At 74.0% G+C, this 16,572-nt stretch carries 20 protein-coding genes, 1 tRNA gene and 1 pseudogene; 8 read left to right on the top strand and 14 right to left on the bottom strand.

Annotation, left to right across the window (positions count from 1 at the left end):
- Nucleotides 1-9: 9 nt before the first annotated feature.
- Nucleotides 10-1,236 carry an NAD(P)-binding domain-containing protein gene (locus ACIWVC_RS01295; protein ID WP_396445849.1) on the top strand — a complete coding sequence of 409 codons (1,227 nt, stop codon included), beginning with the start codon at nt 10-12 and terminating at the stop codon, nt 1,234-1,236.
- Between the two features lie 17 nt (nt 1,237-1,253).
- Here the strand turns inward: ACIWVC_RS01295 and ACIWVC_RS01290 are convergent, their stop codons facing one another.
- On the bottom strand, nt 1,254-2,165 hold the full coding sequence (locus ACIWVC_RS01290; RefSeq protein ID WP_396445848.1) for a LysR family transcriptional regulator: 912 nt from the start codon (nt 2,163-2,165) through the stop codon (nt 1,254-1,256).
- A gap of 39 nt (nt 2,166-2,204) precedes the next feature.
- On the opposite strand from ACIWVC_RS01290, the gene ACIWVC_RS01285 reads away from it, so the two are divergent.
- Together ACIWVC_RS01285 and ACIWVC_RS01280 are read left to right on the top strand one after the other, a co-directional pair.
- Nucleotides 2,205-3,026 (top strand): S-adenosyl-l-methionine hydroxide adenosyltransferase family protein, encoded by an 822-nt coding sequence (locus ACIWVC_RS01285; protein WP_396445847.1) that lies wholly within the window; start codon nt 2,205-2,207, stop codon nt 3,024-3,026.
- Between the two features lie 5 nt (nt 3,027-3,031).
- Nucleotides 3,032-3,433: an NUDIX domain-containing protein gene (locus tag ACIWVC_RS01280; RefSeq protein WP_396445846.1), complete on the top strand. Its 402-nt coding sequence runs from the start codon at nt 3,032-3,034 to the stop codon at nt 3,431-3,433.
- On the opposite strand, the gene ACIWVC_RS01275 is transcribed toward ACIWVC_RS01280, so the two are convergent.
- The 9 genes from ACIWVC_RS01275 to ACIWVC_RS01235 all read right to left on the bottom strand — a co-directional run bounded on the left by ACIWVC_RS01275 (nt 3,423) and on the right by ACIWVC_RS01235 (nt 11,142).
- Complete coding sequence (locus ACIWVC_RS01275; RefSeq protein WP_396445845.1) at nt 3,423-4,796, bottom strand: NADH-quinone oxidoreductase subunit N; 1,374 nt, start codon at nt 4,794-4,796, stop codon at nt 3,423-3,425. The two genes, ACIWVC_RS01280 and ACIWVC_RS01275, sit on opposite strands and share 11 nt — an antisense overlap.
- On the bottom strand, nt 4,796-6,277 hold the full coding sequence (locus ACIWVC_RS01270) for a NuoM family protein (RefSeq protein WP_396445959.1): 1,482 nt from the start codon (nt 6,275-6,277) through the stop codon (nt 4,796-4,798). Before ACIWVC_RS01270 ends, ACIWVC_RS01275 begins: the two co-directional genes overlap by 1 nt.
- 5 nt (nt 6,278-6,282) lie before the next feature.
- The gene (locus ACIWVC_RS01265) at nt 6,283-7,899 is read right to left on the bottom strand and encodes a proton-conducting transporter membrane subunit (RefSeq protein ID WP_396445844.1); all 1,617 of its coding nucleotides are present in this window, start codon (nt 7,897-7,899) and stop codon (nt 6,283-6,285) included.
- Between the two features lie 52 nt (nt 7,900-7,951).
- On the bottom strand, nt 7,952-8,257 hold the full coding sequence (gene nuoK / locus ACIWVC_RS01260; protein WP_396445843.1) for an NADH-quinone oxidoreductase subunit NuoK: 306 nt from the start codon (nt 8,255-8,257) through the stop codon (nt 7,952-7,954).
- A complete protein-coding gene (locus tag ACIWVC_RS01255) occupies nt 8,247-8,753 on the bottom strand; it encodes an NADH-quinone oxidoreductase subunit J (protein WP_396445842.1) in 507 nt (168 codons plus the stop codon). The genes nuoK and ACIWVC_RS01255 overlap by 11 nt, the downstream gene beginning before the upstream one ends.
- A gap of 13 nt (nt 8,754-8,766) precedes the next feature.
- Nucleotides 8,767-9,630: a complex I subunit 1 family protein gene (locus ACIWVC_RS01250; RefSeq protein ID WP_396445841.1), complete on the bottom strand. Its 864-nt coding sequence runs from the start codon at nt 9,628-9,630 to the stop codon at nt 8,767-8,769.
- Nucleotides 9,623-10,435 (bottom strand): hypothetical protein, encoded by an 813-nt coding sequence (locus ACIWVC_RS01245; RefSeq protein ID WP_396445840.1) that lies wholly within the window; start codon nt 10,433-10,435, stop codon nt 9,623-9,625. The genes ACIWVC_RS01250 and ACIWVC_RS01245 overlap by 8 nt, the downstream gene beginning before the upstream one ends.
- A complete protein-coding gene (locus tag ACIWVC_RS01240) occupies nt 10,426-10,770 on the bottom strand; it encodes an NADH-quinone oxidoreductase subunit A (RefSeq protein ID WP_396445839.1) in 345 nt (114 codons plus the stop codon). The genes ACIWVC_RS01245 and ACIWVC_RS01240 overlap by 10 nt, the downstream gene beginning before the upstream one ends.
- A 63-nt stretch (nt 10,771-10,833) precedes the next feature.
- Entirely contained in the window at nt 10,834-11,142 is a 309-nt protein-coding gene (locus ACIWVC_RS01235; protein WP_396445838.1) for a hypothetical protein, read from the bottom strand.
- A gap of 110 nt (nt 11,143-11,252) precedes the next feature.
- Here ACIWVC_RS01235 and ACIWVC_RS01230 point away from each other — a divergent pair, with 110 nt between their 5' ends.
- The 3 genes and pseudogenes from ACIWVC_RS01230 to ACIWVC_RS01220 all read left to right on the top strand — a co-directional run bounded on the left by ACIWVC_RS01230 (nt 11,253) and on the right by ACIWVC_RS01220 (nt 11,930).
- Entirely contained in the window at nt 11,253-11,468 is a 216-nt protein-coding gene (locus ACIWVC_RS01230) for a hypothetical protein (protein ID WP_396445837.1), read from the top strand.
- Nucleotides 11,447-11,545, top strand: a pseudogene (locus tag ACIWVC_RS01225) (DNA-binding response regulator); the annotation flags it as partial. The gene ACIWVC_RS01230 and the pseudogene ACIWVC_RS01225, both read left to right, overlap by 22 nt.
- 181 nt (nt 11,546-11,726) lie before the next feature.
- Nucleotides 11,727-11,930, top strand: coding sequence for a helix-turn-helix transcriptional regulator (locus tag ACIWVC_RS01220; RefSeq protein ID WP_396452506.1), 204 nt, complete (start codon nt 11,727-11,729; stop codon nt 11,928-11,930).
- Between the two features lie 34 nt (nt 11,931-11,964).
- Here the strand turns inward: ACIWVC_RS01220 and ACIWVC_RS01215 are convergent, their stop codons facing one another.
- Nucleotides 11,965-12,426, bottom strand: coding sequence for a hypothetical protein (locus ACIWVC_RS01215; protein WP_396452504.1), 462 nt, complete (start codon nt 12,424-12,426; stop codon nt 11,965-11,967).
- 160 nt (nt 12,427-12,586) lie between these two features.
- On the opposite strand from ACIWVC_RS01215, the gene ACIWVC_RS01210 reads away from it, so the two are divergent.
- Together ACIWVC_RS01210 and ACIWVC_RS01205 are read left to right on the top strand one after the other, a co-directional pair.
- Entirely contained in the window at nt 12,587-13,219 is a 633-nt protein-coding gene (locus tag ACIWVC_RS01210) for a hypothetical protein (RefSeq protein WP_396452502.1), read from the top strand.
- Nucleotides 13,220-13,318: 99 nt separating this feature from the next.
- Nucleotides 13,319-14,149, top strand: coding sequence for a DUF6416 domain-containing protein (locus ACIWVC_RS01205; RefSeq protein ID WP_396452500.1), 831 nt, complete (start codon nt 13,319-13,321; stop codon nt 14,147-14,149).
- Here the strand turns inward: ACIWVC_RS01205 and ACIWVC_RS01200 are convergent.
- From ACIWVC_RS01200 to ACIWVC_RS01190, 3 genes are all read right to left on the bottom strand, one after another.
- The gene (locus tag ACIWVC_RS01200; RefSeq protein ID WP_396452498.1) at nt 14,124-14,765 is read right to left on the bottom strand and encodes a phosphatase PAP2 family protein; all 642 of its coding nucleotides are present in this window, start codon (nt 14,763-14,765) and stop codon (nt 14,124-14,126) included. The two genes, ACIWVC_RS01205 and ACIWVC_RS01200, sit on opposite strands and share 26 nt — an antisense overlap.
- 37 nt (nt 14,766-14,802) lie before the next feature.
- On the bottom strand, nt 14,803-15,825 hold the full coding sequence (locus ACIWVC_RS01195; protein ID WP_396452496.1) for an NAD(P)-dependent alcohol dehydrogenase: 1,023 nt from the start codon (nt 15,823-15,825) through the stop codon (nt 14,803-14,805).
- 117 nt (nt 15,826-15,942) lie between these two features.
- A tRNA-Glu gene (locus ACIWVC_RS01190) sits at nt 15,943-16,015 on the bottom strand.
- Between the last annotated feature and the right edge of the window lie 557 nt (nt 16,016-16,572).

Raw genomic sequence — 16,572 nt, 5'->3', positions numbered from 1 at the left:
GATTCCGCCATGACAAGAATCGCTTTTCTCGGACTCGGCCGGATGGGCCTGCCCATGGCCGGGCGGCTGCTGGCCGCCGGTCACGACGTGTCCGTATGGAACAGGACCTCCGCCAAGGCCGCGCCGCTGGCGGGGGCCGGCGCCGCCGCCGGCGCCACGCCCGCCGAGGCCGCCGCGGGCCGCGACCTGGTGATCACCATGCTCGCCGACGCGGGCGCGGTCGAGGACGTGCTGTTCGGCCCCGGCGGGGCCGCCGCCGCGCTGGAGCCGGGCGCCGTGATCGCCGACATGTCGACGATCGGCCCGGCCGCCGTGCACCGGATCCGGAACCGGCTGCCCGAGGGCGTCGGGTACGTGGACGCGCCGGTGTCCGGCAGCGTCCCGCAGGCGGAGGCGGGCGAGCTGGTGATCCTCGCGGGCGCCGCGGACGCCGACCTGGCCCGCTGCGCGGACGCCTTCGCGGCGCTCGGCACCGTCCGGCACGCCGGGCCGCCGGGCGCGGGAGCGGCGCTCAAGGTGGTGGTGAACAGCGTGCTCGTCGGGAACTTCGCCGTCCTCGGCGAGGCGCTGGCCGTCGCCGACCGGCTCGGCGTCGACGCCGGCCTGGCCCTGGACGCCCTGTCCCGCACCAGCCCGCAGGCCCGGCGGCTGCTGGACGGCCCCGGCCCGCCGCGCTTCACCCTCGCCCTCGCCGCCAAGGACCTCGCCCTCGCGCTCGGCGGGACGGGCCGCGGCGGCGTGCTGTCCGCCGTCGCGGCCCGGACGGAGAGCGCGCTGGCCGCCGGGCTGGCCGGCCACGACCTCACCGCACTCGCAGACCACACCAGGAGAACCGCACAGATGCGCGTCACGCTCGGCAACCCGGCGACCGTCCCGGCGCCGCCGAACCCCGCCTACTCCCACACCGCGTACGTCACGCAGGGTCCGATGCTGTACGTGTCGGGGCAGATCGCCCTGGACGAGAACGGCAAGGTGGACGCCCCCGGCGACATGACCCGCCAGTCGGAGGTCGTCATGTCGCTGCTCGAACGCATCCTCGCCGCGCACGGCGCGGGCTTCGCCGACGTCGTCAACATCCGCACGTTCCTCACCGACATGGACCTGCGCGCCGAGTACGGGGCCGTCCGGAGCCGGTACTTCACCGGCGCTCCGCCGACCAGCACGACCGTGGAGGTGCCCCGTCTGTTCCACCCGGACGCGCTGATCGAGGTGGAGATCGTCGCCGCCGTTCCGTGACGCGAAGGCCGTGACGGTCAGGGCCGCAGTTCCCCGGCCGCGTCCCGCAGGTCCGCCAGGAACGCGGTGACGGCCGGGGACCTGCGCGCGTGCCGCCCGACCGCCGCGTAGACGGAGCGGCGCGGCCGGCCGGACGCGACCGCGCGCAGCACGACGCCGTCCCGGGCCAGCGCGGACGCCGCCACCGCGGGCACGAGCGTGACCCCGAACCCCTCCGCGACGAGGCCCAGCTTGGAGATCCACTCGGCGACCCGCAGCGGTGTCTGCGGGACGAACCCGGCGTCCTCGCACCGGGCGCGCAGCGCGGCGATCGCCTCCGGGTCGTCGGCGACGATCCACGGCTCGTCCGCCAGCTCGCCCAGGGGGACGCGGTCCCGCCCGGCCAGCCGGTGGCCGCTCGGCAGCGCGACGAGGAGCGCGTCGTCCAGCAGGGTCACCAGGTCCTCGGCGTCGATCGACGGGTGCTTGTGCGTGCTGACCAGGGCGATGTCGAGATCGCCGGCGTCCAGCATCGGCAGCAGCCGCTCGGTCGTCCCCTCGCGCAGCACCGGCCGCACCCCCGGATGGCGGGCCCGGAACCGGGCGAGGGCGCGCGGCACGAGCGCGGCGTTGGCGGTGGGGAAGGCCCCGAGCCGCAGCGTCCCGGTGTCGAGGCGGCGCAGCCCGTCGAGGGCGCGGGCGGTGTCGGCGAGCCGGTCCAGGAGGGCGCGCGCGTGCGGCAGCAGGTACTCCCCCGCCGGCGTCGGGCGGACGCCGCGGGCGCCGCGCGCGAACAGCTCCACGCCGCAGACGTCCTCCAGCGCCGCGATCTGCCGCGACACCGCCGACTGCGTGTACCCCCCGGCGGCGGCGGCCGCGGTGAACGAGCCGAGGTCGGCTACGGCGACGAACGTCCGCAGCAGCACGGGGTCGAGGGCTTCGGCGCGCACCCGTGAAGGATACGGGCGGTCCTCGGTAGGCTCGGGCCCATGCCCGAGACCCGCCCGTTCGTCAGCCTGGCGACCGATTTCGGGGCCGCGTACACGGCGATCTGCGCGGGCGTGATCCACACGATCGCCCCGGCGGCGAGAGTCCTGGTGCTGAGCGACGAGATCACGCCGTTCGACGTCCGGGAGGGCGCGATGCTGCTCCGGCAGGCGCTCCCGTACCTGCCGGTGGGCGTGCACACGGGGATCGTGGACCCCGGCGTCGGGACGCCGCGCCGGCCCGTCGCGATCGAGACCGGCCGCGGGGACGTGCTGGTCGGTCCCGACAACGGCCTGCTGGTCCCGGCGGCCGAGAAGCTGGGCGGCGTCGTCCGGGCGCACGCGCTGGAGAACCCCGCCTACCGGCTGCCGGAGGTGTCGGCCTCCTTTCACGGCCGCGACGTGTTCGCACCGGCCGCCGCGCACGTCGCGAACGGCGCCGCCGCGGCCGATCTCGGCGCCCCGGTCGAGCCGGTACCGCTGGACGTCCCGCCGCCCGCGATCGAGGACGGGGCGCTCACGGCCCCCGTCCTCTACACCGACCGCTTCGGCAGCCTGGTCCTCGGCGCCGAGCCTGCCGACCTGGCCGCCGCGTTCGGCGAGCTGGCGCCGGGGACCCCGCTGACCGCCGCCTGGTCCGCCGGCGGGGAGGCCGGCACCGTGCGGCTCACGTTCGAGGAGACCTTCGGCGGCGTGGCCCCGGGTGAGCCGCTGCTGTGGGTCGACTCGTCCGGCTGGCTGGGCCTCGCCGTCAACCAGGGCTCGGCCGCCGAGTCGCTCGGCCTCGCCGGCGCGGGCTCCCTCACGCTGCGAAGGGCGGGCTGACCGCCGTGGCGTTCCTCGACGTGGTCGCCTGGGTCCAGGTGTCCGGCGGCCGGATGCTCGCGGTCCGGTCCCGGGGCCGCGACCTGCTGTACCTGCCCGGCGGCAAGCGGGAGCCCGGGGAGGACGACTGGTCGGCGCTGTCCCGCGAGGTCCGCGAGGAACTCGCCCTGGAGCTGGACCGGGCGTCCTTCCGGGAGCTGGGCGTCGTCTGGGCGCCCGCCCACGACCAGCCCGACTTCGCCCGGGTGCGGATGGCCTGCTTCACCGCCGCCTACGCGGGCGCCATGACCGCGGCCGGCGAGGTGGACGAGTACGTCTACGTGGGCCGCGGCGACCGGCACCTGCTCGCGCCCGCCGCCGGGGCCGCCCTCGACCTCGCCGAATCGCGCGGCCTGCTCACGTCGTGAGCGCGAGGCCGCTGCCGATCCCGAGGGCCAGGGTGAACAGGGCGGCGGCGACCGCGACGGCGGAGGCGCCGCGCGCGGGGCGCGGCCGTCCGTCCGCCCCGCGGAACAGCGGGACGATCCAGCGCAGGTAGTAGAACACGCTCGCGACCGTGTTCACTGCCGCGACGGCGGCGAGCCAGGCGTAGCCGCCGTCCAGGGCCGCGCCGAACATCAGGACCTTCCCGACGAACACGGCGGTCGGCGGGGTGCCGACGAAGCCGAGCAGGCAGACGACGAGCGACAGCCCGAGCAGCGGGGAGCCGCGCATCAGCCCGGCGTAGCCGGCGAGGCCGTCCCGCCCGCGGGCGAGCACGACCGCGAACGCGCCGAGGTTCGTCACCGCGTAGGCCGGGACGTAGTACAGCAGCGCGGGCTCGGCCAGGTCGGTGCGGCCGGCCATCGCGACGGGGACGAGCAGGAAGCCCGCCTGCCCGACGGTCGAGTACGCAAGCAGCCGCCGCACGTTGTCCTGCCCGAACGCGGCCAGGTTGCCGAGCGTCATCGTCGCGGCGGCGACCACGGCGACGAGCGCGGGCCAGGACGTCCCGGGCGGCAGCGCCTCGGCGCCGAACCGGTAGAGGGCGGCGAACGCCCCGATCTTCGGGACGGTCGTGACGAACGCGGCGATCGCGGGCGGGGCGCCCTCGGTCACGTCCGGGACCCAGAAATGCCCCGGCACGGCGCCCGCCTTGAACAGCAGCCCGGCGAGCAGCGCGACCGTCCCGGCCGCGACCGCCGCCGGAGGCGCCCCGGCCAGCCCGGCCCGCAGGGCCGGGTACGCGGTGCCGCGCCCCACCCCGGACAGGACCGTCACCCCGGCGAGCATGAACACGCCGAGCAGCGCGCTCATCAGGTAGTACTTCAGCGCCGCCTCGGTGCCGGGCGCGTCCTTGCCGAACCCGGCGAGCGCGTAGGCGGGGATGCTCGCCAGCAGGTAGGCGGCGACCAGCACCAGCAGATCGGACGCGGCGCCCAGCACGACCGTCCCGAGCGCCGACAGCAGGATCAGGACGTAGTGCTCGCTCTCCCGGGGATGGCCGCGCACCCGCCCGGCCGCCAGGGCCAGCACGCCGAGGGTCGCGCCGAGCACGGCGATCCGGGTGACGTGCGTGATCGGGTCGACCATGAACGCGTCGAACACCGCCAGGTCGGTGCGGGTCGCCGCCGCGCCGGCGGCGGCCAGCCCCGCGGCGAGCCCCGCCGCGCAGACCACCGCGACGCGCCACTGCCGCTCGCGGGGCAGGAACAGCCCGCCGACCAGCCCGAGCACGGCGGCGATCAGCACGCACAGCTCGGGTGCGAGGTCGGCGGGGTTCTCGTTCATCAGCGCCCCACGAGTGCGGTCACGGCGGCCGACAGCGGTTCGATCGTGTCGAGCAGGCCGCGCGGCGCGACGCCGATGAGCAGCGACAGGAGCAGCAGCGGCAGGAGCGCGGCCAGTTCGGGCCGCCGCACGTCGGTGACCCGCCCGGTCAGCTCGCCGGGCGGCCCGAGCACGGCCCGGTGCAGGACGCGCAGGAACAGCGCCGCCGTGATCAGGATCCCGGTGATGGCGAGCGCGCCGGCCACGGCGGCGGCGGCCGTGCCGCTGCCGATCGTCCCGGCGAAGATCTGGAACTCGGCGATGAACCCGGACAGTCCGGGCAGCCCGAGCGACGCGAACGCCGCGACCGCGGTCAGCCCGGCGAAGGCGGGCGCGCGGCCCGCGATGCCGCCGAACCGGCCGAGGCCGTAGCTCCCGGCCCGGTCGTACAGGACGCCGCACAGCAGGAACAGCGCACCCGTGATGAGCCCGTGGCTGACCATCTGCGTGACCGCGCCGGTGACGGCGAGCCGCCGCGCGGCGGCGTCGCCGGACGCGTACCCGGCCGCGCCCAGCGCCAGGACGACGTACCCCATGTGGTTCACGGACGTGTACGCGACGAGCCGCTTGACGTCGTCCTGCGCGAGCGCGACCAGCGCCCCGTACAGGACGCCGACCAGCCCGACGATCAGGACGACGAGCGCGTAGCGGCGCCAGGCGTCCGGCAGCATCGGCATCGCGATCCGGACGAACCCGTAGGCGCCCATCTTCAGCATGACGCCGGCGAGGATCGCCGACCCGGCGGCGGGCGCGTCGGTGTGCGCGGGCGGCAGCCAGGTGTGGAAGGGGACGACGGGCGTCTTGATGCCGAGGCCGATCCCGACGGCGAGCAGCGTCAGCCCGGCCGGCCCCCCGTGCAGCGGCGGATCGCGGGTGAGCTCGACCATGTCGAACGTGTTGGGGTCGGCGCCGAGGTAGAGCCCGATGAAGCCGAGCAGCAGTACCAGCGACCCCAGGAACGTGTACAGGAAGAACTTCAGCGCCGACCGTGACCGGTCGCCGTGCCCCCACAGCAGGATCACGAAGTACATGCCGACGATCGACAGGTCGAAGAACACGAAGAACAGCAGGAGGTCGAGGGCGGCGAAGAGCCCCAGGCACACGGTCTCCAGGAAGAGGAACAGCACCGCGAACGCCCGCGGCCGCCGCGCCTGGCGCAGCGAGTACACCGCGCAGGCGGCGAACAGCACGGCGGTCAGCGCGAGGAGCGGCAGCGACAGGCCGTCCACGCCGACGTGGTAGCCGGCCCCGACGGACGGGATCCACCGCGTGTTCGTCTCGTACGACGTCCCGGCGCCCGTCCCGTGGGAGACCCACATCCATGTGACGAGCGCGACCTCGGCGAGGGTGACGGCGATCCACGTCCACGGCACCGCGCGGCGCGGGACGGCCGGCAGCGCGACCGCGGCGGCGGCCGGCAGGAAGATCGCGACGGTCAGCATGGGGGTCACCCGGCCAGGAGGGCGACGGCGACGAGCACCGCGAGCACCACCGCGGCCTGGGCGAAGTAGACGTGGACCTGGCCGGTCTGCGGGTACCGGGCCAGCGCGCCGAGACCGCGGGCGGCGCGGCCGATCGCGGATACCGCGCCGTCCACGCGGATCTCGGCCCGGCGTCCGGTCAGGCCCGCCGCCCGCCGGCCGCCCCGCGCGACGCCCCGGACGGCGCCGTCCACGATCCGGTCGTCGAACCGCGCGAGCGCCCGCGCGGCCGCGAACGCGGGGCGCACCACCACGGCGACGGCGGCCCGCTCCAGGTACAGCCACTCCGCCGCCCACGCGGGAGCCGGAACCCGCCGGGCGGCGCCCACCGCGGCGACCGCGACCACCGCCAGGGCCCCGGACAGGACGAGCAGCCGGGCATCGGCCCCGCCGCCGTCCGGCGCCCCGAGCATCCGGTTCCAGGCTCCGGCCACCGCCGGGAGGCCCAGCACGCCGAGGACGCCGGACGCGACGGCCAGTACGACCAGTGGAACCTGCCCCAGGACGGGCACCCGCACGGCCGCGCCCTCGGCGGGACGGAACACCGCGAACAGGGCCTTCGCCGCGTATGCGGCCGACAGCACCGACGCCGCGAGCCCGACCGCGAGCAGCCCCGCGGGGAGGCCGGCGAGCACCGCGTCCTTCGTCACCCACAGCGACAGCGGCGGGACGCCCGCCAGCGCGAGCGCCCCCGCCCCGAACGCGGCCCCGGCGACCCGGTGCCGCCGGGCCGCGCCCCGCAGCCCGTCCAGCCGCTCTGTCCCGAGGGCGCTCAGCCAGGCACCCGCGCACAGGAACAGCAGGCTCTTCACCGCCGCGTGCGCGACCAGCTGGGCCGTCCCGCCGCTCACCGAACCGGCCCCCGCCCCGAGCACCATGAAGCCGATCTGCGAGCACGTGGACGCGGCGAGAAGCTGCTTGAGGTCGCGCTGCGCGAGCGCGACGGCGCCCAGGACCAGGGCGGTGGCCGCGCCCGCCCAGGACACCAGCGCCTCCGCCCATCCCGTGGCCGCCAGCAGCGGGTGGACGCGCATCAGCAGGTACGCGCCGGCGGCGACCATGGTCGCCGAATGCAGCAGGGCCGATACCGGGCTCGGCCCCGCCATCGCCCGCGCCAGCCAGAACGAGAACGGGAGCTGCGCCGACTTCCCCAGCGCGGACACCACGATCCCGGCCGCGACCAGGTCCCGCCAGGGGCCGTCCGCCCGCGCCAGCGCGTCGAGCCGCAGCGAGCCCGCTCCGGCGAGCGCGAACCCGGCGGCGGCGTAGAGCCCCATGTCGGCGGCCCGCGTGGTCAGGAACGCGACGCCCGCCGACCGGACCCGGTCCGCGTCCGGCCACACGTAGGCGATCAGCGCGTAGGACATCGCGCCCATGACCTCCCAGCCCATCAGCAGCATGAGCAGGTCGGTCGCGGTGACGGTGACCGCCATCGCCGCGGCGAACAGCAGCATCAGCCCGTGGAAGCGGGCGCCGTACCGCTCCCCGGCGGCGAAGAGGAGGACGGCCGCGAGGACGGCGGCCAGGGTCACCAGCAGCACGGCGGACAGCCCGTCCACCGCCGGCCCGGCCAGCCGGATCATCCGGCCGCCCCCCGCCCGGGGGCGGCCGCCCGCACCGCCCCGCCCGCGCCGCTCATCCCTTGAGCTCCCCCGCGTCGTCGGTCGTGTCGACCTCCCGGGCGCGGAACAGCGCGGTGACCACGGCGAAGCCCATCGCCATCTCCAGCGCCATCGCGGTGATCGCGACGAGGATGAGGACCTGCCCGTCCGGCAAGGCGGGCGACACCCAGTACCAGAACCCGGCCGCCGCGACCACCACGCCGTTGATCATGAGTTCGAGGCCCATCATCAGCATCACGATCGACTGCTGGGACAGCGCCCCGAACAGGCCGACGCAGAACAGCGCGGCGGCGAGCAGCAGGAACGCCTCAAGCGTCATGGCCGTACCGCCCCCGGTGCGTCGCCAGCACCACGGTCGCGATCATGGTGGCCAGGATCGCGATGCCGATCACCATCATGACCGGCATCTTCGGCCCCATGATCGACTCGCCGAGCGCGAACGCGGGATCGCGGGGCGGGCGGCCCGCGCGCTCGGGCCACGGGATCGCGACGATCCCGGCCGCGAGCGCCGCGAACACCGCGCCCGAGATGGCGAGCGCGCCGCGCCTGTTGTGCAGCATCGACATCGGCATCAGCCCGGCCGGGTTCATCATGTACATGATCATGAACACCGCCATCACCAGCATCTCCATGATCATCATCAGGATGACCAGGACGCCGAGGTAGTGCAGGCCGACGAGCAGCAGCTCGCCCCCGACGCACAGGAAGGACGCGAGCAGCGAGAACGTCGCCCGCGCCATCGAGTCCACGGTGAAGACGGCGATGCCGGACCCGACCGCGGCGGCGGCGAGCACCCAGAACGCGGCGGCCTGCACGGCTCCCCCTCCTTCAGACGACGACGATCCCGACGACGAGCATCTGCAGCAGCACGGCCGGGATCAGCACCGTCCACGCCGCCGTCATGAACCGGTCCATGCGCAGCGTCGGCACCCGCCCCCGCGTCCACACGAGGAGGGCGAGGACGGCGCACGCCTTCACCAGCGACCACACCCGGTCCGGCAGCAGCGGCCCCGCGCCGCCCCCGAGGAACAGCGGGACGGCGGCGGCCGACGCCACCGTGAGCAGCCCGTACCGCCCCGCCAGGAAGACGAGCCGGTCGGGCCCGGACAGTTCGGCCGCCGCTCCCCCGGCCAGGTCGCCGCCCACCGGATGGCCGAACGGCCCCCAGAACGCCATCGCCGCCGCCGAGACCAGGTACACGGCGAACGCGACCGGCATCCAGACCGCGAACCACAGCCCGTCCTGCGCCGCCGCGATGACCCGCAGGTCCAGCGAGTGCGCGCCCAGCGCGGCGGTGATCAGCGCGAACATGTGCGGCAGCTCGTAGGCGAGGCCCTGCGCGAGGTACCGGTAGCCGCCGGCCAGCGCGTACGCGGAGTTGACGCCCCACCCCGCCAGCCACACCGACCCCCATGCGACGACCTCCATCGCGTTGAACCAGACGACGCCGACGTCCGACCCGACCGCCGCCCGGCCGCCGAGCGGCACGACCAGCGCCGCGAGCGCCGCCGCCACCGGCAGCGAGACGACGCCGATCTTCGTCAGCGGCCGGTCGGACGCGGGCGTCACGCGCCGCTGCAGGGTCAGCAGCCGCACGGCCTCCTGGAACGGCGCCGCGGGACGCCCGGCGAAGGCCCCGCTCAGCACCGCCGCCGCGACCGCGAGCACGCCGAGGACGACGACCTCAACCATCGATCGCCCCGAGGTCGGGATCGAAGCTCGCCACGATCAGCCGCGCCTCGGCGAGCCCGGCCCCCTCCAGAAGCGACGGCAGAGCTTCGAGCGGCTCCGGCGGCCTCCCTTCCGCCCCCTCGATCTCGCGGAGCCACCCCTCGACCCGCGCCCGCACGCCGCCGACGCCGCGCGTCATCCACCGCAGGGCGGGCGACCGCCGGACCCTCCGGACGAACGCCCCCGGCCGCGCCCCCGCCGCGCCCGCCAGGACCTCGTCGCGGAGCACGGCGGCCCGCTCCCCCGCCGCCTCCCACCCGGCGATGCGCAGGAACCGCGAGAGGCTGTCGAGCCGGGCCGGGACCCGTCTGCCGTCCGTCCAGAACGTCCCGTCCGCACGATCGACGACGGAGACCTCCGCCGCCTGGACGACGTCCCCCTGCAATGTCAGATCGACGCGCAGCCCGGCGGGCCAGTACGGCAGCACCGGGCCGAGCGGCACGTGCAGGACGTCCAGCCGCAGGCCGTCCCGGTCGTCCCCCCGGCCGGCCATCTCCGCGTCGAGCCGCAGCGCGGGCCGCTCGCCGCCTCCCCTTTCGCCGTCCAGCCCGCGGACGCGCGGCTCGGGCATGTCCCGCCACACGGTCTCGATGGCCTCCGCCAGCGCCGGCCCCGGTGTCCCACAGACGACGAGCATGCCCGTCTCCGCGGGGGACAGCGCGGGCCGCCACCGGCGCCGCCGCAGCTCGGCCTCCACCGCGAGCCTGTCCGGCGTCCCGTCGGCCGCGGACACGACGAACGGGCGCGGGTCGCCTCTCAGGCCCATCCCAGCGCCCCCTCCCGCCACGCGTAGAGGACGCCGACCAGCAGCAGCGCCAGGAAGGCGAACATCTCCACCACGGCCTTCACGCCCACGGACGCGACGACGAGCGCCCACGGGTACATGAAGACCATCTCCATGTCGAAGGCGAGGAACACCATCGACACCGCGTACCAGCGCACGTGGAACCGGGACAGCGCGTGCTCGGCCGGGCGGGCCCCCGACAGGAACGGCCCGGCCTCGAACGCCCGCGGCGCGACCGCGAACGACACCGCGTACACGGCGGCGACGGCCGCCCCGACCAGCCCGAGCACCGACAGGACCACGGCGTAGGGCGGCATGGCGGCTCCCGATCGGACGGCTAGTCCGCCTTTACCTGATCACGACGCCCCCGAAACATCTCCTCAGCCCGAGATGTCCACCCCCTCCCGCCGCGCGGCGGCGCGCCGGCGGCGCAGCCTCGCCCCGAGGGTGACCAGGCCCAGCCCGACCGCGTAGATGGCGGCGTTGACCGCCGCGTAGCTCCACGGGACGGCGTCGGCGTCCTTCCCGAACGCCCCGGTTTCGCCGCCGACCCACGCCCTGGTCAGGGTCATGGTCTGGAAGGTGAAGACGAACGAGTGGACGGCGACGTAGGCGAGGTAGGCGGCGACCCGGTCCCGGACCAGGTAGCCGAGCGGGAGGGGCACCAGCAGCATGACGATGAGTTCCATGCCGCTCAGCGTGGACGTCCCGGCGGATCCGCACATCCAGGCGGGCCCTGGAGAAGAAGCACGTGCTGGCACGGATGCGCGAACGCCCTGCCACGCCGCATGATGGCGGGATGCCCGTCCGCGCCGGCACCGCGCTGCGCCCCCGCGTGGCCCTGCCCGCCGGCGTGTTCGTCCTCGGTGCCGCGCTGCAGGTCGCGCTGTCGGCGCGTCCGGAGCAGGGCGACCCCGCGCCGGTGCTCGCGGCGACGCGGACGCGCTGGAGGCCGGCGTCGCGGACCACCGCCCGGACCTCGCCGTCATCGACGTGCGGATGCCCCCGGAGATGACCGACGACGGCGCCCGCGCCGCGCGGCGGCTGCGGCAGACCACGCCGGGCCTGCCGATGATCCTGCTGTCGCAGCATGTGGAGACGCGGCACTCCGTGGCGCTGGTCTCCTCCGGCGGCTTCGGCTACCCGCTCAAGGACCGGGTGCTGCGCGTCGACGACTTCCTGGACGCGCTGGACCGGGTCGCCGCCGGCGGCTCGGCGCTCGACCCGGAGGTCGTCGGGGCGCTCCTCGCCCCCGCCGGGCGGCGGGACCCCCTTGGCCTGCCTCACCGCGCGGGAGCACGACGTCCCCGCCCTGGTCGCCGAAGGGCACACCAACGCGGGCGTGGTCGCCCGGCTCCACCTCGCGGAACGGACCGTCGAGACCCACATGCGCGGCATCTTCCAGAAGCGGGGCATCGCCGACGACGCGGACCGGCACCGCCGCGTGCTGGCCGTGCTCGCCTACATGTCGCGCTGAGGCTCGCGAGTGGTGCTAGGGCTTGCGTGTCGTGCTAGGGCTTGCGTTCGCGGTCGGCCGCGGCGGCGGCGAGGATCATCTCGTCGACGACCCAGCGGGCGCGCGGCGACAGGTCGACCAGCGCGCGCAGCACCTCCGGGCGGATGATGCCCTGCTCGACGTCCCGCTGCAGCGCCTTGATCGTCAGGTCGTCGCCGATCGGCGCGGACTCCCCGGCGAAGCCGAAGAACCCGATCGGCACGCCGAAGAAGGTGGCGAGCGCGGTCAGCGTCTTGAGCTGCGGGTTCTCCTGCCGTCCGGTGCGCAGCTTCCAGACGGTGGTGGAGGAGATGTCCTCCCCGGTGGCGCGCGAGATGGCCGCGGCAGTCTCGACGTTGTTGCGCGGCGGCTCCGCGTCCGCCGGCCACAGGTTGCGGATCAGCCACTCGACCTTCTCGGCCAGTGACGCCCCCGGCGAGATCCCGCCCACCTGCTCACGCATCATGCCCCTCCCCATGTCAGTGATTTTAGTTGACCACATCCGGGCTCATCAGCCAAGGACATGCACCCGGTGGAAGGGCGTGCCGGGCGGTCCGCTCGGTAAAGGGGTGGTCAGGGCGCTCTGATTCCCCATAGAGTTCAGCGTCTTTTTGGACGGCACCGAGGGAGAACGGCGAGTGGATTCCGCACGGATTGACGGCTCTAGCGAAGCGACCCTCCGCGTCCGTTATCGGGATTACGGCATATGGTGGAATGTGCTGCTCATCGTCGTGATCCTCGGCAGCCGGTTCTTCGGGGCGGCGTCCTTCGCCTCCTCTTTCTCATCTGTCGTCTGGGTGGCGGGAACGCTTTTGTTCCTCGTCAGCGGGCTGGTGATGGCGCTGCGGACCCGGCGCGGCCTGACGCTGGACGCCGACGGCATCACCTGGCACCAGGTCGAACTGTTCATTCCCTGGTCCCAGGTGACCGAGGTGGACGTCGACACCAACGTCAAGGGCTCGGGAAAGCCGAACCTGATCGTGCGGACGGCCGAACCGGCCGAAGCTCTGGAGGGGCGGCGGGGGCTGGCCAGATTCGTCATCCGGGCGAGCACGGATCAGTACGGCGGGCCGATCGCCGTGAAGGCCCACCTTCTCGCGGTTCCCGCCGATGCCGTCACCGCCGCCGCGGACCGGTTGCGGCAGTCGGCCGGAGACGTCCGCGACACCCGGCGGGAACGCGCGGCCGGCGCCGCCGACTTCTGGGACACCGCCGGACTCGCCGGGCTCGTCGCCTCGCTGGCCGCGATCGTCATCCCCGCCCTCTTCTAGGCAGGCCGCCTTTTGCCACATCCCGGATTCCCGGGCGGTGCGAGCCGGGCGTCCGCCAGCATGGGCGGCGGCACCCCCTGGTCAAGGAGATTCCCGTTCATGCACCTCAGCGACGACGATCCGCGGTGGCGGCAGCGCAGCGGCGGTTCAGGCCACTACGACCCCGAATGGGTGCCGGGCGATGAGGACCGGGCGCTTCGCTATTGGGAGGCGCTGGACGGCAAGGGCCGCGACATCCTGCGCTACCTCATCCGGCACCCGGGCCGCGAAATCCATCACACGGAGCTGGTGAAGGAACTCCGCCTCGATCCGGAAGGGACGAAGAATCCGGCGAACGTGATGGCGGGCTCCCTCACGAGCATGAGCGAGGGGAACAAGGCGGCGGGCCGCCGCTATCCCTTCTCGTGGCGGGAGGGGGACGGCGGCGCCTCATACGGTGTCAAGCCGGAGACCGCCCGCATTTTCAATATCGCGCTGAAGGCCGCCCATGTGGTGGAATCTCGCGGCGGACTGGTCGCATTGACCGCGTCCGCCGAAGAGGTGGGGCCGCTCGTCCAGCGCCTGGACCACGTACTCGACGGTGCGGACGTGCGGATGGTGCTGGGCTCCGCATGCACGACCGCGCTCAAGGCCGTCCAGCAGTTCGTCGCCGCTCTGCAGCTCCCCTACCCGGCCGCCCAGGGCTGGACGGAGTTCCTTGGACATCTCGGCGAGCGCCCGGCCTCGCTGCGGCAATGCATCGTCGTCACCGACGCCTGCCGGCTGCTCAGGCACGAGGACTACGACGTGTGGCGCGAGCTCACCGGGACCCTCCGCGGCGGGCCGTACTGCCTCGGCGGCGGCTGGTTCACGCTGGCCCTCGTCGACGACGAGTACTCGTGGCAGGAGTGGACGCACGGACCCCTCAGCGAGGTTCGTCCCCACGATTGAACGGCGCCGCGGCGATGAGTCCGGCGAGCAGGACGGGCCCCAGGGCGAGACTGAACAGCACGTCGGTGAGCCAATGCTCGTCCGCCACCGTCAAGGCGACGGCGGCGGCGGTCCCGGTGACGAGGGCGATGTCGCGCCGCCGGCGCTGCGGCAGGCGGCACCGGACCTCGGGCAGCGCGACGACCAGCAGTTCGAGGATCACCCAGTCCAGGACGAACGCGTTGAGCGTGTGCCCCGACGGATAGGCCGTCCCGTAGGTGAACAGCGTGTCGGTCCCGCCGGCGGGAAACCGCCGGGGTACGGCCGCCTTCAACCCGGACTGCAGCAGCGACAGCAGCACGACGATGGCCAGACTCATGGCCGGGTACCGCAGCGAACGGCGGCGGACCGCCGCGGCGGCGGACAGCGGCGCGATGATCGCCACCAGGACGCCGCGCTGACCGAGCTTGGTGATCGTGTGCACGGCGGCCAGCGTCCCGTCCCGGACGTGCGCGTCGCAGAACTCGTGGATGATCCAGTCGAGCCGCCGGAGCGGGCCGTCGAGCAGCACGTCGGCGGTGACCAGCACCATGACCGCGAACAGCAGCGCGTACCAGCCCCTCGACCCCCACCGCACGCGTGCGGCATTCCCCGTCCGCGGGGTTTCCCACACGTCAGGGGGTGAGGATGGCGCGCCCCCGGACCCGTCCGGCGTCCAGGTCGTCGATCGCGGACTGGAAGTCGTCCAGCCCGTAATTCTTCGTGTGCAGCGTCACCGCGCCGCGGGCGGCGAGGGCCATCAGGTCGCACAGGTCGTTGTAGGACCCGACGAGGTTTCCGATGATGTTGATCTCCGCGGAGATGATGTCGATCGTGGGGACGTCGATGTTCTCCCCGTACCCCACGACGTGGTAGTCGCCGGCCTGCCGCAGCATCCGCAGCCCTTCCGCGGTCGTGCCGCCCTCGCCGACGAAGTCGACGACGACCTCCGCGCCGCCACCGGTGAGGTCGAGCACCTTCCCGACGTGCTCCCCGTCGGCGACGACTCCGTGGTCCGCGCCGATCTCGGACGCCAGCTCCACGGCGTCCGCCTTGCGGTCGACGACGATGAGCTCGGCCGGGCTGATCGCCTTGAGCACCTGCACGCCGATGTGCCCGAGCCCGCCGGCCCCGATCACCACGCACCGGTCCCGCGGTGTCAGCCGCCGCGCCGCCTTCGCCGCCGCGTGGTAGGCGGTGAGCCCGGCGTCGGCGAACGCCGCCACGTCCGCGGGCTCCAGCGACTCGTCGAGTTTCACGACGCTCCGCGCGGACGTCTTCAGGTAGTCCGCGTACCCGCCGTTGGAGTCGATGCCGGGGAACCTGCTGTTCTCGCAGTGGACGTCGTCCCCGGACCGGCAGGCCCGGCACAGCCCGCACGTGACGAGGGGATGCAGGATCACCTTGTCGCCCTCGGCGACGTTCGTCACCGCCGGCCCGACGGCCTCGACCCACCCGGCGTTCTCGTGCCCGATCGTGTAGGGCAGTTCGACGCCGGACATCTCGGCCCACTGCCCTTCGAGGATGTGCAGATCCGTCCGGCACACCCCGGCTCCGCCGATCCGGACGACGACGTCCAGCGGCCCGTCCACCCCGGGGATCGGAACGTCCGCCATCCGCAGATCCTGGCCGTATCCGACGACCTGCACAGCTCGCATCAGGTGCTCCTCGTGGACGGGGATTCGTCGACGGAGCCCATACCCACGAACGGCGGGCCTGTTCGGCGCTTCGGCCGCAAAACAAAAACCGCAGATCCCAGGATCTGCGGCCGCGTGTACCCCCGAGCGGATTCGAACCGCCGTTACCGCCTTGAGAGGGCGGCGTCCTAGGCCACTAGACGACGGGGGCCGGACATCCGAGCGATCTCCGCCCGGACCTCGCCAAGCCTACCGGACTCCCACCCCCACCTCGAACCAGTTTCGCCCCCGCCCACGACCGCCGAGCAGCCCACCCCAGGCACCACTGACCGCCGATGGTTCCGCGCGTGACATGGTCCATGCCCGGCCCCACGAAAAAAGCCGCTGGCGCGCACAGCCGACGAGTCGGATATCAAGGCATGGTCTTGCACCCAAAGGCTGCTGCAACGATCTCCGTGCGCGCCTGGATGCGGGTGAAGTCTCTTGGACGTCGCACCCAAAGACTCTGCGCGTACGCCCCAGCCAAAGGTTCGGGCGAAGCCCGAACACCGGGGGTTCCAGGGGGTCGCCCCCTGGAAAGACACTGCGGGCCAAGGCGAAGGTGCCGGAAGGCACCGAGCAGGGGAGCCCGCCATCGGGGGTTCCAGGGGGTCGCCCCCCTGGGAAGACACTGCGGGCCAAGGCGAAGGTGCCGGAAGGCACCGAGCATGCGGGCCCGCCATCGGGGGTTCCAGGGGGTCGCCCCCCTGGGAAGACACTGCGGGCCAA

Source organism: Actinomadura sp. (assembly GCF_044508335.1).
In the GTDB taxonomy this organism is placed as follows: domain Bacteria; phylum Actinomycetota; class Actinomycetes; order Streptosporangiales; family Streptosporangiaceae; genus Spirillospora.
This window is presented reverse-complemented; position numbering and strand designations above follow the sequence as displayed.